Origin of the sequence: Thermococcus sp. AM4 (assembly GCF_000151205.2) — an archaeon.
In the GTDB taxonomy this organism is placed as follows: Archaea; Methanobacteriota_B; Thermococci; order Thermococcales; family Thermococcaceae; genus Thermococcus.
Genome location: NC_016051.1, coordinates 710,214 through 726,477, shown reverse-complemented (window position 1 = coordinate 726,477; position 16,264 = coordinate 710,214). Strand labels below are relative to the sequence as shown.

17 protein-coding genes and 1 pseudogene are annotated in these 16,264 nt (G+C 55.8%); 10 read left to right on the top strand and 8 right to left on the bottom strand.

Annotated features, from left to right (window positions below):
- Positions 1-8: 8 nt before the first annotated feature.
- The 8 genes and pseudogenes from TAM4_RS04040 to eif1A form a co-directional block, all read right to left on the bottom strand.
- Complete coding sequence (locus TAM4_RS04040) at positions 9-779, bottom strand: DUF4129 domain-containing protein (protein WP_014121968.1); 771 nt, start codon at positions 777-779, stop codon at positions 9-11.
- Positions 755-958, bottom strand: coding sequence for a helix-turn-helix domain-containing protein (locus TAM4_RS04035; protein WP_014121967.1), 204 nt, complete (start codon positions 956-958; stop codon positions 755-757). The genes TAM4_RS04040 and TAM4_RS04035 overlap by 25 nt, the downstream gene beginning before the upstream one ends.
- A gap of 207 nt (positions 959-1,165) precedes the next feature.
- A pseudogene (locus tag TAM4_RS04030) lies at positions 1,166-2,414 on the bottom strand (DUF530 family protein); the annotation flags it as partial.
- Entirely contained in the window at positions 2,411-3,571 is a 1,161-nt protein-coding gene (locus TAM4_RS04025; RefSeq protein WP_014121965.1) for a DNA topoisomerase IV subunit A, read from the bottom strand. The pseudogene TAM4_RS04030 and the gene TAM4_RS04025, both read right to left, overlap by 4 nt.
- Positions 3,564-5,246, bottom strand: a complete 1,683-nt coding sequence (top6B, locus tag TAM4_RS04020) for a DNA topoisomerase VI subunit B (RefSeq protein ID WP_014121964.1) — start codon at positions 5,244-5,246, stop codon at positions 3,564-3,566. The genes TAM4_RS04025 and top6B overlap by 8 nt, the downstream gene beginning before the upstream one ends.
- Before the next feature lie 2 nt (positions 5,247-5,248).
- Complete coding sequence (locus TAM4_RS04015) at positions 5,249-5,947, bottom strand: KH domain-containing protein (RefSeq protein WP_014121963.1); 699 nt, start codon at positions 5,945-5,947, stop codon at positions 5,249-5,251.
- Between the two features lie 4 nt (positions 5,948-5,951).
- A complete protein-coding gene (locus TAM4_RS04010; RefSeq protein ID WP_014121962.1) occupies positions 5,952-6,728 on the bottom strand; it encodes a serine protein kinase RIO in 777 nt (258 codons plus the stop codon).
- Between the two features lie 20 nt (positions 6,729-6,748).
- Complete coding sequence (eif1A, locus tag TAM4_RS04005) at positions 6,749-7,117, bottom strand: translation initiation factor eIF-1A (RefSeq protein ID WP_014121961.1); 369 nt, start codon at positions 7,115-7,117, stop codon at positions 6,749-6,751.
- Positions 7,118-7,265: 148 nt separating this feature from the next.
- Between eif1A and TAM4_RS04000 the strand changes: the two genes are divergently transcribed.
- The 10 genes from TAM4_RS04000 to TAM4_RS03955 all read left to right on the top strand — a co-directional run bounded on the left by TAM4_RS04000 (position 7,266) and on the right by TAM4_RS03955 (position 16,258).
- Positions 7,266-7,931 carry an HAD family hydrolase gene (locus tag TAM4_RS04000; protein WP_048149938.1) on the top strand — a complete coding sequence of 222 codons (666 nt, stop codon included), beginning with the start codon at positions 7,266-7,268 and terminating at the stop codon, positions 7,929-7,931.
- 1 nt (position 7,932) lies between these two features.
- Positions 7,933-9,006: a saccharopine dehydrogenase family protein gene (locus TAM4_RS03995; RefSeq protein WP_014121959.1), complete on the top strand. Its 1,074-nt coding sequence runs from the start codon at positions 7,933-7,935 to the stop codon at positions 9,004-9,006.
- Positions 8,984-9,646 carry a 16S rRNA methyltransferase gene (locus TAM4_RS03990; RefSeq protein ID WP_014121958.1) on the top strand — a complete coding sequence of 221 codons (663 nt, stop codon included), beginning with the start codon at positions 8,984-8,986 and terminating at the stop codon, positions 9,644-9,646. The genes TAM4_RS03995 and TAM4_RS03990 overlap by 23 nt, the downstream gene beginning before the upstream one ends.
- A 58-nt stretch (positions 9,647-9,704) precedes the next feature.
- Complete coding sequence (locus TAM4_RS03985; RefSeq protein ID WP_014121957.1) at positions 9,705-10,868, top strand: hypothetical protein; 1,164 nt, start codon at positions 9,705-9,707, stop codon at positions 10,866-10,868.
- Positions 10,822-11,922, top strand: coding sequence for a tetratricopeptide repeat protein (locus TAM4_RS03980; protein ID WP_237702124.1), 1,101 nt, complete (start codon positions 10,822-10,824; stop codon positions 11,920-11,922). Before TAM4_RS03985 ends, TAM4_RS03980 begins: the two co-directional genes overlap by 47 nt.
- Positions 11,882-12,607 (top strand): tRNA-binding protein, encoded by a 726-nt coding sequence (locus TAM4_RS03975; protein ID WP_014121955.1) that lies wholly within the window; start codon positions 11,882-11,884, stop codon positions 12,605-12,607. Before TAM4_RS03980 ends, TAM4_RS03975 begins: the two co-directional genes overlap by 41 nt.
- A 66-nt stretch (positions 12,608-12,673) precedes the next feature.
- Positions 12,674-12,973 (top strand): hypothetical protein, encoded by a 300-nt coding sequence (locus tag TAM4_RS03970; RefSeq protein ID WP_014121954.1) that lies wholly within the window; start codon positions 12,674-12,676, stop codon positions 12,971-12,973.
- Positions 12,974-13,174: 201 nt separating this feature from the next.
- Positions 13,175-14,254, top strand: coding sequence for a hypothetical protein (locus tag TAM4_RS03965; RefSeq protein WP_148258607.1), 1,080 nt, complete (start codon positions 13,175-13,177; stop codon positions 14,252-14,254).
- 160 nt (positions 14,255-14,414) lie between these two features.
- On the top strand, positions 14,415-15,284 hold the full coding sequence (locus TAM4_RS03960) for a DMT family transporter (RefSeq protein WP_014121952.1): 870 nt from the start codon (positions 14,415-14,417) through the stop codon (positions 15,282-15,284).
- 53 nt (positions 15,285-15,337) lie between these two features.
- Positions 15,338-16,258, top strand: coding sequence for an isoaspartyl peptidase/L-asparaginase family protein (locus TAM4_RS03955; protein WP_014121951.1), 921 nt, complete (start codon positions 15,338-15,340; stop codon positions 16,256-16,258).
- Positions 16,259-16,264: the final 6 nt, after the last annotated feature.

The window sequence follows — 16,264 nt, the reverse complement described above, 5'->3', positions numbered from 1 at the left end:
TTTAAACCCTACTTGAGGAACCCCATCAGTCTTTCGTAACTCTCGGCGGCCCGTTCAAGGTCTTCAAGCTCTACCCTCCCGGCGTACTTGGCCTTCTCGAAGAGCCTTGTCAGTGTGTCCAGATCGTCCAGATCGGGGAATATCTCCCGGAGCTTCTCCTCGTGTTCCCGGTGGGTCCAGCTCTTCCTGTATGGGTAGCCCTTGATGACTAGGCCCGCGACGACGTTCCGGTACATCCGAATGATCTTCTCCCTGGGAGATCCGGTTATATCCTGATACCTGAGTTCGGGATCGAACCGCGCCTTCGAGAATAGAACGGCCCTTGATCTTCTCCGCCTGAGGTACACGATAATCGGGATCGCGATGAGGAGAACGTAGGGGATCACGTACAGATACGGGGAGACGGTTTTGTAGAAAACGCTGAGGCCCCCGCGCATCGTTTCGAAGGGCCCGCTCTCCGGGATCCCAGTTTCGTTGCCGGGAGTCCACTCGGGCTCAGCCGGGTGAAGGAAGGAGTAGATCGCGACGCCGATGGCAAGTAGCCAGAGCAGACCCGAGATTATGGCGTACCGGCTCCTCTTTCTCCTCCGCCTGATGACCTTAACCCGGATTGAGGAGAGGGCGTAGCCCAGGAGCGAGAACGAGACTATCGCCCAGAGGAGGTACAGGATGTCGAGGTTTACTGCGGTTACACCACTCCTAACTGAGGGACCGAGCAGGAGCGCCATCGCCAGAAGGAGGAATGAGAAGAGGGTCACCGCCTTAACTCTGAGGGCCATTCCTCCACCTCTCTGGCCCTTTCAATCAGGTAGTAAACCGTCCTGAGTGGGATTCCGAGCGAGGAGCTTATCTCCCTCGGCCCCTTTCCGGAGGAGAGCATCCTGAGTATCTCCCGAACAGTTTTTTCGTCGTATTTCCTCGGTCTCCCCCTCGGGTAGCCCTCGGGAACCAGCTGCACGCCTATCTGAGACAGGGCGTGGATTATCTTCTTCGAGACCTTTGGGTAAAGGCTCGGCGGACAGCTTATCTGCGCACGTGGGGCGTTTCGAGGATCTCACACTATCTCTTCGTGGGCGAGTTATGTAGACTCGTCACTCAGCCCGAGCTTCTCCGAGCTCGTATGAGCTCGGCGTGTTCCGGGCCTTGACCTCACCCTCATTCCCTCACCCTGCAGGAGCGCCAGGAACTCCTTGCCCGGTCGCTCTTGGGCATGAACTTCTCAAATCTTTTGATCTCGTTCTCGTAAAGATGACCCTGTGGAGGCCGGAAATAACGAACTTCTTCAGTCCCTCCTCCAGCTCTTCAAGGGGGATCGCGAGGACTTCGGCGACCTTCTTCTCGTCCCAGCCGCTCATTCCATAGAGGAGAACGCCCCCGAGGACGTAGTTGGGAATTGTGCTTATGTCGGCCCTCTTCCCCGAGAGCTGGCCCTCCATCTCACACTTCCGGATTATCAGCATGCTCCCGTAGCCGGTTTTGAAATCTCCCTCGCCCCTGAACGGGAGGTCGAAGATGGAGTAGTGGCAGTCGATGCAGAGCCTTATGTCGGGATAGAGGCCGAGGCTCTGCCTCTCCGTCTCGGATGTCAGGAAGTAGTAGCGGAAGAGGTCGAGGCCGAGCTTTTCGGCTCCCCTCTCCGGATCGAGGGAGGCGTAGGCTAAGGCGAGGTTGTCAACGGTGTAGTGGTTGTTTATGAGCACGCCCTTCGTCTTGACGAAGCTGAGGATCCTCCAGCGGAACCTTCTGCCGAAGCGTTTTCTCAGCTCGGCCTCTATGTCAGCGTCCGCCGGGAGGTCCAGACGGGTCTTCTTCAGCCTGTTTTCCTCGAAGTACTCGACCTCTATCCTGAGGCTCTTGGTCTGGACGGTCCCCTTCTCCCTGAGCTTGCCCTTTATGAGCTTGAACTGCTCCCTGACGTCTATGCTCTCCCTGGCCAAGAGCCTGAGCACGTCCCCCGAGTAGGCGAGGTGCGGAAGGACCTCAAGCCTGCCGAGCTGAACGGGTTTTGCCACGGCCCTGACCTTCGGCAGGTGCTCGGGTTTCAGCTCCTCGGCCTTCAGCTCCCTTTTTCCCAGTTTGAAGGTGTAGTTGGCCGAAATCAGGGCGAGGGCCATCTTGTGGGCGGTTATCGCCGACTTTAACCTCTCAAGGGCGAGGAGACGGTTTCTTTTCTTCCTGTAAACCCACTGGAGGTGGGGATCGCGGTTTTTCTTGTCATAGGAGGCCGGGGCGGACGGAACCTCTCCGACGCGCCTTTCGAGTTCCTCCTGGAGCTCGCCGAGTATCGCGAGGTTTCTGTTGAGGCGGTAGACCAGCTCTGGAACGTTGAGATTCTCAAATAACCCGGCCATGTCTATCCCGATGTCGTCGAGTATCTTGTTGACCTGGGCGACGAGCTCCTCGGTGGTCGTCATGGCAGCAGATCACCGCTGTTTATCTTTTCAGGTAAATACTCCTTGGCGACGAACTCGAGGGATTTATTAGCTAGAGCCTGCTGTTCAATCCTGACACCCCACTTGAGGGCCATCTTGAGCTGTCTCTGCCACTCCCTGTTCTGGAACCAGGGGTACTCCATCTCCTCCAAAATGCGCTTGTAGTCTCCCGTCGGGCCGCCTTTCTTGTTGGGAGGAATCCCCTTGAGCTTCTCGGTGACGTTCTCAAGGCCGTAGCGCTTTATGTCGTCCATCGTCATTCCCACAAACTTCGCTTCCGGGGTTGCCAGCTTGTCGCTGAGGTAGGCGAGGTTAATCGAGCCCTGCTTTATGGTGGAGTAGATGTACCAACCGTAGGGGTCGCCATCTGTGAAGACGATGATTGGCAGGCCTTCCTCGTAGTGGAGCCTGTGGATAAGCCTTCTAACGCCACGCGAGGCCTGTCCCTGGGTCGCTATGATTAGAGCCTTCTCCTTCTTCGGGAACTTTTCCTCGATGAGACGGTCGGCCATAGCGGCGGTCTCGACAACGAGGGCGTAATCAACGTTTATCTCAGGGAACTGAATGTGCTCCACCGTTCCGGGAACCGCCCAGCCACCGCTTCCGAGCTTTGAAGCGTTAAACTCGTCCTCTCCGTCGCGAATGACTATGTCGCCGTAGATGTAACCGCGCCTGTCGGCAGTTATGTGCATCTCCTCACGCAGGACACCGAGCATTCTCTCCAAATCCTCGATAATCGGGTCGCTCTCGCGCTGGTCCTCGAAGGTGTTCTCCTTCGTTCCCGGGATGGTATGCTTGTTGGCGTAGTAGGCTTCACGAAGGCTCGCGTGCTTGCCCTCGGCGACGAGCCTCTTCACGTAGGCCATTATGAGCAAGGTTTGCATGAACTTTCTTGCGTGAGCCACGTTGAGGAAGTAGCGCCTCGAAAGCTTGTCGCCCATCCTGATTAGCCTGCTCTTCTCGTCGAAGTATACGTTGTTGAGTCCGCGCGTCGGTATGTCGAAGTAGGGGTTCTTACCGGCCTTGATAGCCTCAAGGACGCTCCTTCCGTACTCCTCAAGCTTGCTGAGCACCTTTCTCGGGTCGTAGGAGAACTTCTCCTTGGGCCTCTCTCGCTTTATTGCCTTGGATTTAGGCATTCTCGCTCACCTCCTGCCCCTTGGAGGCAAAGTGACTCTCTATAAACCTGATGAAGTACTCCCTAATCTTCTCCTCCGGCTCACCCGTGAGAACGCTCAGAGCCCTCGCTATCTCGGGCACGTACTTTTCGAAGGTCTTCTTCCGCTTGACCTGGTAAAGGCGCCTGTGCTTTCCGCTGAGGTAAGTCTGCAGCCTTCTCGCCGCGTCCATTATGGCCAGACGAATCTCGTTGTAAATCTCATCGACGCTCGCTATGCTCTGCTTTCCGGTTCCGGTGTAGGGGACGTGGACTGAAACGACGTTAATCATGAGCACGAGCGGGGTTCTGTCGAGGTCGTCAACGCGGTAGCGCTTCCAGTCTATCGAACGGGCCGCCTGGGTGGTCACACACGAGCCTGCATCGAAGAGGAGCGGAACGCGGTTCGCGTAGCGGAGGAGCTCGAAACCGCTCGGTATCTCACCGCCGTAGGCGAGACCGACCTCGACCTGGAAGGGGATTCCACCGGAGTAAACCTTCGGCGGTCTCGTTACGGCTGTCACGAACTCCGGCTTGAGGATTCCCTTCAAACCTTTCTCAATGTTCTCCTCGCCTATGGGCCTGAGGCCGTGCGTCGGCGGGGCGAGGAACTTCATGTACTTGAAGGCCTCGACTATTTCCTCGGCCTCGTGCCACGTTAACTTTTCGGGCGGCTTCTCCATCATCTTAGCGACCTGCTTGACGACCTTGGTGTAGCCCCTGAAGGAGCGGAGAACGGCTTTGACCTCTCCCTTCATGAGCCTCTCGTAGAGCTGCTCCTGGATTTTCTTGTCCTCGACCTTCTTGATGAGCCTTAATGCCGCTATGTACTCGACGAGCTCGTCAACCTTCTTGTCGCTTATCCTCGAGAACTCGCCGATCAGGAAGCGTCTTACGCTCTGCCTCTTCGTCTTCTTGGCCATCCTGTAGACGTCGTCCGTCAGGACACCCTTCGGGTGGGGCTTCATCTCAACAGGCGGTTCAGGAATCTCGTCGCTCGAACGAGGAAAGACTATGAGCTTTCCATCCGGTTCGATGAGCTCAATGTGTGCGTGTGGATTCGCTATCGCGGTGAGCTTGAGGTACCAGTAGACACCCTGCTTCGAGCGCATGTACTTGACGTTCTTGACCTCGAGCTCTATCCTCGTCCCGTGCCAGCCGTCCGGGTTGGGGTGTTTCTCCTTCCTGACGATTTTACCCTCGTTCTTATCGACGTCGATCTTTACCCAGGCCTCGATTATATCGTCGCCCGTTGAAGTGATCACGCGCGTTGCCTTTCCGCTCGTTATCTGGGCGAACATCACCGCACCGCTTATACCGATACCCTGCTGGCCCCTGCTCTGTATGTTCCTGTGGGCCTTCGTTCCAGCTAACATCTTTCCGAAGACGTGGGTTATGTACTTCTCCGGGATTCCCGGGCCGTTGTCCTCAACAACAACCTTGTAATGCTCCCTTCCGAGTTCCTCAATCTCGACCCTTATGTAGGGTGGAATTCCGGCCTCTTCGCAGGCATCCAGCGAGTTCGTAACGGCCTCGTGGACGAGCGTCGTAAGCGAGCGGACCTTGCCAGTGTAGCCGAGCATTGCCGCGTTTCGCCTGAAGAACTCGCTGACGCTCTGGATTTTGAACTCCTTAAAGAGCTGACTTGCCTCGGCCATGCTCATTCCTCCTCCAGACTTTCGGGCTCGCCCTCAAGGGCCTCATAGTAGGCGGAGCTTTCGAGCTCCAGATCCTTCTTTCTCCTCTCGAGGTAGCGGTAAACGACTCCGTGGGGCGAGCCCTTGGCGAGCTTCTCTATAGCCGTTCTGGCAACCTCGACCTGAATCGGGTTGCCGATGATCGCGACGGTCTTCCCGTAAACGCTAACGTCGGCACCGCTCATCTCCTCGATGATCTCCCTCGTCCTACCTCTCCTTCCGATGATTCTACCCCTCACCCTTGGCAGGGCGTTCTTCTCGTTCCCGACGACGATATCCGTAAGGTTCACGATTTCGAGCGTCTCACCCTCGTTAAACAGGCGGAAGGCCCTCTCCGGCGAGAAACCCCTTCCAATGGCTAACACGACGTCCCTCGCCTTCCAGACCGCGAGCGGGTCCTTGGTTTCCTTCGTGGATGTTATAAAGACCTCTCCGGTCTCGCTGTCGACCTCTATCTTGGTCCCGGTGCGCTCCTCGATTTCCCTCTTGGTCTTGCCCTTCCTGCCTATGAGGACGGCTATCCTCTCCTTGGGGATCCTGACGAACTCCTCCTGCTCACCCTCGGCGAGGTAATCGATTTCAACCTCTTCGGGCTCTTCAATCGGTTTTCCGTCCTTATCAACGCGCTCGTACTTCTTCAGGAGTCTCTCAAATTCGTCCATGCTCTCACCTCTCAATCAGCTCGCGGAGCTTAACCTCGTAATCCTCAACCTCAACCCCCTTCCTCGCGAAGTAGTTGGTAACGTTCCTCAGGTCGCGCTTTAACAGTTCAACGCTCATGCGGTTTCTCCTAACGGTGGCCTGCGACCAGTCTATTACAACGGGCCCGTCCCAGAGCAGGACGTTGTACTCGCTCAAATCGCCGTGAACCATGTCACCGCGCTTCCAGAGCCTCTCGATGACGCCGATGAGGTAATCGTAGAGTTCCTCGAAGTCCTTCTTCTCAAGTTCCCTCTCAACGTCCTTCAGCCTTGGAGCGGGCATCTCATCGCCAATGAACTCCATTACCAGGACGTTGTTGCGGAAGATTATCGGCTCAGGAACTCTAACGGCGTACTTTATCGCCCTCTGGAGGTTCTTGAACTCCCTCCGTGTCCAGACGAAGACGAGCTTCCTCATGTCCTTCGGCAGGTAGCCGATGCGCGGGTCCGCCGCGAGGTACTCCCATATCCTCCGGAACTCGGTGGTGTAAGTTCTGTAAACCTTCACCGCTACCCTGTTGCCCTCTGCGTCAACTCCCGCGAAGACGTTGGCCTCTTTGCCGGTGCTTATTACCCCGTAGAGCTCCTCGATTTTACCGCGACGGTGGAGGTAAGCTAAAGTCTCCTTGGTCGTCCTGTCGAAGACCTCGTTGGCTATCTTGTAGAGCTCGCTGTCCTTCTCCCTTCTCTCCCGGAGACCCAGTATCTCCTCGATCTCTCGTTCCAGGGCTTCTTCGCGCATCGCCACCACTGAAGGAGCTTTCAGAACAGCACTTCGCCGCCCGTGAGGAAGTCCTGGCTTATCTTGCCCTTCCTGAGGAGCCAGTCAACCTGGGTTCTGGTGTAGCGGTAGACTATGTTGCCCCTCTTGTCGGTCTGGACCGGCCAGGGCTGAACGATGACCACGTCGCCAACGCGCATCCACATCCTCCTCTTGAGCTTGCCCGGAATCCTGCATCTCCTGACCTTTCCGTCCTCGCAGCGGACGTCCATCCAGCCCGCTCCGAGGGCCTGCTCTATAACCCCGAAGAGCTGTCCCTTGCTCCTGTCCGGGAGGGGAACGCGAATTATCTCCTCCCCTTCCTGATTGTTCCTCTTACCCTTACCTCTGTTTCCCCTGTGGTAAGCCATGAGCATCACCCCCACTCACTCGGTTAGAGCCCTTATAAACCTGCGCCTTGCAAAAATTTTCCATTCCGTGTACAACCCTGGACTTTTAAAATTTTTGCACGGGCAAACCGTTATATTCCCTGCCCGGAAGATATTTACAGTGTTGGCCATGGTGGTGTACCTGTTTGACTTCGATGGGACGCTCGTGGACAGTCATCAGGCCGTTGAAAAGGCCCTGAGACTTGCGATAGAGAGGACGATGCCCGCGGTTATCGAGAGCGATCTCTACGACGAGTACTACACCGCGCTCTTCCTCTTCATCAAGGGGAAGCTCACCTACCGCCACCTCGGCGTCATTCACGAACTGGTTGCGCAGGGCACGATACACGAGTACTACCGCCTGATGCCGCGCTTCATCCAGGATCTGCCCCACGCGAGACGGGTTGTAAGAACCCTTCGAAAGGCCGGAAGGACTGTTATAAGCTTCTCCGGTGAGCACACCTATCCCGGTGGAAAGGTGATCTTCCTCAAAAAGACGAACTGGTACGATGAGTTCGACTCGGTTATAACCTTCAAGAGCACGAGGGACATGCTTCAGAAATTCCAGGCGATCAGGGAGCTCTATCCTGAGGAACCGATAGTGTGGGTCGATGACAGCCCTGGAAGGTTCACGTACATAACGGACGAGAACACGCTCCTCGTCCAGAAGGCGTCCCCCTACAAGCACGACGTCGCGCTTCTCTTTGAGAGGGAGAACTTCCTCAAGATAAAGAGCCTCAGGGAGATCCTCGATATAGATGAAAGGCTCTCCGAGTTCGTTGAGGAGGGAGATTGAAGTGAAGATCCTCATTCTCGGTGCCGGAAACGTTGGAAGGGCCATAGCGTGGGACTTGAGGGACGAGTTCGACGTCCACGTCGCCGACCTCAGCGAGGAGAGGCTGAAGGCCGTCTCCGGGTTCGCCACACCGCTCAAGCTCGATGCCTCCCGCTTCGACAGGCTCGTCGAGGCAATGAAAGGGTTCGAGCTCGTTATCGGCGCACTGCCCGGTCGCTTCGGCTATTCATCAATCAAGGCCGCGATAAAGGCCGGCGTTGACATGGTGGACGTATCATTCATGAGAGAGAACCCTCTTGAACTCCGCGAAGAAGCTGAAAACGCACAGGTTACGGTGATATTCGATGCGGGCTTCGCCCCCGGACTGAGCCACATTCTGATGGGTAGAATCTGGAACGAGCTCGACGACATGAGCGAGGGCTACATCTACGTTGGAGGCCTTCCGAAGGAGCCGAAACCGCCGCTCTATTACAGAATTACATGGTCACCTAAGGATTTAATTGAAGAGTACACCCGGCCGGCGCGGGTTATATGGGACGGCGAGGTTAAGGGGATAGACCCGCTCTCAGAGGTTAAGACCGTTGAAATAGAGGGCTTCACCTTCGAGGCCTTCCCGAGCGACGGCCTGAGGAGCCTGCTTGAGAGCGTGAGGGTCGAGAGACTTGAGGAGTGGACGCTCCGCTGGCCGGGACACCTTGAGAAGATGAAAGTTTTAAGGGAGCTTGGGTTCTTCAAGGAGGAACACGTTGACAAGACGCTCGAGGTCATAACCCCACTGATGACCTATGAGAGTCCCGATTTCTCGATTATGGAAGTTATCGGAAGCGAGCCCGGAAGGACGATAAGCTACACCCTCTACGATGAGGAGAGGGAATTCACCTCGATGGCACGCGTAACGGGTTACACCGCCTCCGCCATAGCGAGGCTCGTAGCAGAAGGTAGTTGCATCTTCGGCGTCATTCCGCCCGAGATTCTCGGCATGCGCATAGACACCTTCGAGAGAATCATTACCGACCTTGAGGAGAGAGGAATAAGGCCGAGGAGGGAGGAGAATGCTCCACCTGGTGATAGCTGATTCCGAGCTTGAGCTCGTGCCAAAATCGATAGTGGAGCATCCAGCCGTTGTGAACTACGCGAGGAGGAGGGGCAAGAAGCCGGAGGAGGTAATCCTTGAGGGCAGTTACCACCACGCGGCGCTCAAGAAACTTGAAGACGGCGAGAGAAGGGGAAGGCCGGACATAGTGCACATCTGCCTCCTCAATGCTCTGGAGAGCATAGCCAACAGGGAGGGGAAGCTCCGCATTTACGTCCACACGAGGAACGACGAGGTGATATACATAAAGCCAGAGACGAGGCTTCCGAGGAACTACAACCGCTTTCTCGGTCTCATGGAGAGCCTTTTCAAGAACCGCGTCGTTCCAAAGGATTTAGCTCTACTCCGCATCGAGGAGAAAACGCTGGGTGAGCTCGTGGAGGAGATTGGTCCCGACGGGGTCTTCGTGATGCACGAGGAGGGGGAGCTGATGAAGCCGAGGGACTTCGGCGAGGTTTTAGCGGGGCTGGAGAACCCGATTGTAATCGTTGGCGGCTTCCCGCACGGGGACTTCAGGAGTAAGGTCGAGGGGAAGAGGGTCAGCCTCTACCGCGAGCCCCTGATGGCGTGGACTATTGTAAACGAGGTTTTGGTGAACTTCGAGTCCGCCCTTGGAGTTTAAACTCCCCACTTCGAAACCCTTTTAGGTTTTCAAACCCAAACTGCGAAGGGTGGAAAGGGTGGAGCGCTTCAGGGAGCATCTTCGCCTTGGGAACTATCGGGGGGCCTTTGCCGAGGCACTCCGCGTTAGGGATCCCCTCAAGAGAACTGTAATGATAGCTGAGATCGTGACGAGATCTTACAGGGAGGAGTTCGTCCCCCAGCTGCTCGACGCGCTCAACGAGATAAAATCGCCGATCGACAGGGCGGTGGCTGAGTCCTACGTTGGCAGGGCTTTTTATGCCCTGGAGATGGAGCGGGACGGGGAGATGCACTTTCAGCGTGCCCTCGAGCTCGTGGAGAAGATAAGCTCCCCCGTTGCCAGGGCGGAGGTCCTCGGAATAATCGGCAAGAACCTCGTCCTGTCTGGAAGGTACAGCGATGGACTTGCCGCCTTCAGACGGGCCTTTGAGCTGATCCAGTCGGCCAGGGCCATGTACTCCGAGGTCGTCTCAAACCTCGTGAACCTCTCCAGAAGGGTTGAGAAGAGCGCGGAGGAGATCCCAAACGAGACCGCCCTCGATTTCTACCGCCTGGCCGGGGAGATCTACGAGAGCATAGGCTTCAAACTGCAGGCGAGGGAGATAGAATCCAAAATAAAGATCGCAAGGGAGGTGTTCAAAAGGGGCTCCTCGGCCGTTACGGAGCTCCTCGAAAGGGGAGACGTCGATAGGGCGCTCCAGATGGCCCGCTTCCTGCCGCCAGCCGAGCGTGCGGTTGCGATGCTCAACGTCACGTACTGGCTGTTCATCCATGATTATCCCGATTTGGCGAGGGCCGTTTTCAACGACGCAACCGAGATGCTCCTCGTGGGGAAGTTCGACGTGAGGGAGAGCGAAATTGAGGTCGTCGCCTACAAGCTCCTGCGCATAGGGAAGCTCAAGGAGGCCCTGGTTCTCGCCGGTCTCTTGAAGGACGAGCGGAGGTTCTCCGAGCTTGTGGGGGAGATAGCGATCGCCTACGCGAGGAGGGGTGAGGTCGACCACGCCCGCGAACTGGCCGCTAGGATTGGCGATATACTTATTAGGGATAAGGTACTAAGGGCCATAAAGGGTGTTGAAAGCACACTGTCGCACCTCGATGCGATGATCGAATCAGAGCGTCCCAATAATGAACGGGGTGGGGGAGGCCTAGTGGATGTGGATGGAGAGGATAGAGGAGTACGTGAGGAGAGACCGAGTTGATGAGGCGGTCAGGCTTATTCTGAGCGAGGGAGATGGTGTAGTCAAGGCCGAACTCCTGGCGGAGCTCCTCAAGAGGGTTACCCGGCTTGACGACTACCGCTACGTTAAGAGGGAACTCCTGCGGTGCAGGTACGAGGCTCCAGATAGAAAGACCAAGGCGCTTATACTGTCCGTTATAGGGGAGGCCCTCCTCTCAGCTGGGGACGAGAAGGAGGGGATCAAGTTCCTCAGGGAGGCCATGTCCGTAGCGAGGGGGATAGGCATCGAGGCATGGCGTGCGGAGGCCCTAATCGGCGTTGCCCTCAACCTCGTCAGGGCGGGCTTTTACGATGACGCACTGTACCTCTTCAACGAGGCGTTCAGGGCCGTTAAGGCCGTTGAGGGTAAGGAACCTGAGAAGGCCCTCCGTCTGTTCCGGAAGCTCGGCGATTCAATGGTCTTCTCCGTCGAGTGGATTGACTCGGGAGAATGGGCGGTTGAGTTCCTCAGAGAGGCCTCTCAGGTCTACGAGCACGCCGGACTGGGGATTCCGGCAAAAACTGCAAGGGCCAAGGCCGCCCTGATAGAGAGGGCAGTTGCCGGTGACATTCAGTTCCTCAGGAGGATCCTCGCCGAGGACTGGCTCGACGGAGCCGTTCTGATGGCCCGCTACATGCCCCCGGATGTGAAGGGGGGTGCGTTTCTGGAGATATCCTTCTGGTTGCTCGCCAACGGCAGGAAAGACCTCGGCGAGCAGGTTTTCAACGATGCCTTTGATCTCCTCTCCCGGTTCGGGATCTCGGACCGTTATCTCTCGGGCATAGCGATGGACTTCGTAAAGCTCGGCTATCCGGATCTAGCAATGCGTCTCGTCAGACTGATAAGGAACGACGAGCTGTCGTCAAGGGTCCTCGCGAGGGTTGCGGTTGAGTACCTCCACGAGGGCGACGAGCTCATGGCGAGGACAATAGCCTTCAGCATACCGAACGAAACCATTAAGAGCAAGGTGCTCCAGCAGATTGGCGGTGGCGGCAATGTGGGATACGAGCAAGGATTACCGCTTACTCGTGGCTGAGAAGGCGATAGAGCTGTTCCTCAAGACGATAGAGGGCGCGAAATTCAAGGGGCACTGGGACAAGAAGAGGGCGGTAAAGCTCGGAAAGGAAATGCTCCCCGAGATACAGGCGATGAGATACAGCTACATAGAGCCTAAGGAGCTCATTGAGACCCCCCAGATGAAGGCCCTGAAGGAGAAAGCCTTAGCCATAATCGAGGCCCTTGGCGGAGAGGACTGGCACCACAAGTTCATAAGCAACGCCTCAAAGGACGAGCGCGAGAAGGTTGAGGAGCAGGTGGCCAAAATCCGCTTCTTCCTGAACACGATACTAGGTCTCGACAGGCGCCTCGCCCTCGGCAAGATAAACGACCCCGTTATAGCGGTCGACATCAAGGTCGGCGAGGTTATGAGCGTCGCCAAGCACCCCAACGCCGACAGGCTTCTCGTCACCAACGTGAACATCGGCGACAGAGCCATTACCGTCGTCACCAACGACCTGACCGTGAAGGAAGGAAACCGTGTGGCGGTCGCGTTGCTCCCGCCGGCCAACTTCAGGGGAATAGTCAGCGAGGGTATGTTCCTTGGCGCTGGAGAGGGCGTTCTCAAAGATGTCAAGGGAGAAATCGGCGGTCTGCCCAAGGGCATTCCACTGGAGGCCTTAAACGAGACGAGGAATTTGGTTGAGGCGTTTTTGAAGGGGTGATCTTCTGTTTTATTTGCTCCTCCCCATAGCTGCAACTTACGTAACAGCATGAATTAGGGGGCAACCATGAAGACCACAAACGTCGTTATCGCGATGGGTTACGGGATTATCCTCTTTCTTTCCATTCCGTATTTCATCCTCGCGGGCTCGGCCATCGTTGATTACCTTGGGATTGATAAGCACTTGCCTTTTTCACTAACTCCAATCGTCGTGGCATTCGTTTCATCTGTCCTATATACGGCTCTTTCGTCGATGCCTCTGATGTTCACAAAGAGGAGAGACATAAGAAAAGCCGTTTTCACGCTGTTTTTGGCGAGTTTTATCCTCTACCTAATCATCGTTTTGTTCTTTTTGGGTTTTAAGTGATCTTTGGAGGTGGTCTTTCTGGGTTTAACCAAACATTGAACTTGCTCTTTACTTTTTTGTGGATGTCAATTACTATCAAATCGAAAAATTCATAAAGGCCTGGTATACAACTAAGCCATGGTAGGTATTTCGAAGGGCCCATAAAAATACCGAGGGGGATTCATGTTCGTGAAACCTTTGGGTATAGTGCTTCTGGGGGTGGTGTTCATAGCCTTCGTGGGGATCTCAAGCTACGGTGTAACCGCTGGCGTTTCTCCCCTGAAAACCCCGGCACTGCCCCCTTTTGAGCATTTTAAGGGCTTTTCAAAAGTTTTCACCGGAAAAGATGCCGTAAAACAGGTCTCAAAATTCCTCGCCGGAAAGCGTCTAACTTTGAGAATTGGACTTGGCTCTGAAAAGAACGTGACCTTTGTGGGGGTGGCTCTCAGACCGGTGGGCGAAAACACCTACGTGCCCGCTTACCTTATAGTGGAAGGGGCTACACCCGCGCAATATCGAGCGCTAAAAAGGGAATTCGAAGAATTCGCCAGGGTTCATTTCAGCACCAAAGTTTCCGGCGTTAAAGTTAGCTCCACAATCGAACCCAACGTTAACTGGAACTACGCAGGCTCAATAGACTGGATAACTTCAACGACCGGGTCTTTCTTCAGCGGTAAGGGCGTCCTTGAGCTTAAGGGCTTCTACTATTACTACCCCATAGATACCAACACAATTGAGTACTACGCGAAAACAAAGATCCGTGGGGACGTGTCATCTTCGGACATGGCTCTCAAGGATCTCCGTTTACGCGTGAGCAAAGAGGGGGCATATGAAGCCATCGACGACTTCCTTCCCGATGGGCATATAGGCCCGACAACCGGCTACTCGGAGGCAGTGACTGTGGAGTTGAGTCCAGATAGCACAGCCAAGATCAGCGCAAGCGCCGGTTACTCTTTGAACACCAACGATGGCTATTACTTTAGAATGGACACGCATACGCTTAACCCAAACGATTACGTGGAGTTTCACGCGTATGATTTTAAAAAGAACGTCCCCCTGCTGCCGGATCCGCCGGCGTTCGGCAAGTCCTTCTTTTTCGAGAGTGCCGTAACGATAAAGGTCAGGTCACCCGGCAACGCCTGCCACTTCGGTATCTTCAAATACGATGCAAGTGCTGAGTTTTATTCTCTGACACCAGCGATCATAATCCCAATTAGCATGCCGCCTTATTTAGAGACCTCCCCGAAGGACATAAAGCTATCGGTGTTCGTATATCCGCCCCATACCGTGTTCCACGGCTGAGATACCTCTTTACCTCTATCAGCACTCAAGATCCTCATCATCCTTGCGTCAGCAACTGCCGAGGTCATCACACCGTTAACTCGTTCCGGGGATTTATAGGTCTCTTTTTGAAAACCGTCGAAACGTTAAGTTTTTAAGTTTAGGGGTTATCCCTTCGATCATGAACCAGCTCATCCTCGGCGTTCTCGCTGCCATAGGCTCTGCCTTCGGCTGGGCGGCCTCCACTATCCTGATAAAGATAGGCATGCGCTCAAAGAGCCCAGTATCGGTCAACATCATCCGCCTTTACCTGGTTTCCGTCTTCTACGCACTCACCCTTCTCCTGACTGGCAAGTTCGACGAGATCCTCCGGGCCGAGCCGAGGTATCTCGTCATGGCCTTCGTCTCGGCCCAGTTTGGCTTCGTGATAGGGGACTACTTCTACTTCAACGCCCTCCACCGCCTCGGCGTTTCGAGAACTGTACCGGTTACCTCCACCTACCCCCTCTGGGCCGTTGTATGGGCCGCCCTCTTCCTTGGCAGAAAGGTTCCGATCAGGGTCTACGCGGGCGCTTTCCTGATAGTCCTTGCCATCACAATAGTCAAGAGGGCCGAGGAAAGGGAAGGGTCCGATCCCCTCGGCTTCGTCTTCGCCCTCCTCGCCCCTGTTTCGTGGAGCCTGGCGATAACCCTGATGGACTGGCTGACTAAGTACTTTGATCCGCTTCCCCTCGCCGCCCTGAGGATGTTCTCCGCCGCCATCGGTGTTTCGCTCTTCCTCCCGAGGTACTGGCCCGAGGTTCGGGAGGTAAACCTGAGGGAGCTCAAAGTTCTGGCCCTGGCAGCTCTCAGCGGACTCTTTCTCGGGCAGCTGCTCTTTGTATATGCCACTCAGATTGTTGGATCCCAGATCTCGGCCCCGGTCTCGGCTATAAACCCTCTGATAACCTCCCTGCTGGCCGTTCTCGTGCTCGGAGAGAGGCCGAACGCGAGGATCTGGGAGGGTCTGGCCCTGGCGATAGCGGGGATACTCCTTATATCCGCCGGTTGACCCGTTTCCACAATCCTTTTAACCTTTCGAAGGAACTTTTCCCGGTGGTTCTCATGGCCGCGATAATAGTTCACGGTGGCGCTGGTACAATAAGGAAGGAGGAGCGAATTCCAAAGGTTATAGAGGGTGTTAGGGAAGCTGTTTTAGCGGGCTGGCGCGAGCTGAAGAGGGGTTCCGCTCTTGATGCTGTCGAGGAAGCGGTAAAGGCGCTTGAGGACAACCCGATTTTCAACGCCGGAACCGGGAGCGTTCTAACCCTCGACGGAAAAGTTGAGATGGATGCCGCCATAATGCGCGGGAAGACCCTTGAGGCAGGAGCCGTTGCTGGAATCTGGGGCGTTAAGAACCCGATAAGCGTCGCGAGGAAGGTCATGGAGAAGACCGACCACGTCCTTTTAATCGGCGAGGGTGCCGTGAAGTTCGCAAGGCTTCTCGGCTTCGAGGAGTACGACCCGGTAACGGAGGAGAGGCTCAAGCAGTGGGAAGAGCTGAGGAAGAAGCTCATCGAGAAGGGCGAAACGAGGCACTGGAAGAAGCTCAACGAGCTAATCAAGGAGTACCCCGAGGTTTTAAGGAGCACCGTTGGAGCCGTTGCCTTCGATGGCGACGAAGTCGTTGCCGGGACTTCAACCGGCGGGGTCTTCCTCAAGATGTTCGGTCGCGTTGGCGACACGCCTATAATCGGTGGCGGAACCTACGCCAACGAAGTGGCTGGAGCTTCCTGCACCGGTCTCGGAGAGGTCGCGATAAAGCTCGCTCTGGCGAAGAGTGCCACCGACCTCGTCAGGCTCGGACTCGACGCCCAGGCCGCGAGCGAAGCCGCGATAAGCCTAGCCACGAAGTACTTCGGCAGGGACACCATGGGCATCATCATGGTTGATGCAAGGGGCAACGTGGGCTTCGCCAAGAACACCAAGCACATGAGCTACGCCTTCATGAAGGACGGCATGGACGAACCGGAGGCTGGTGTTTAGTGGCCT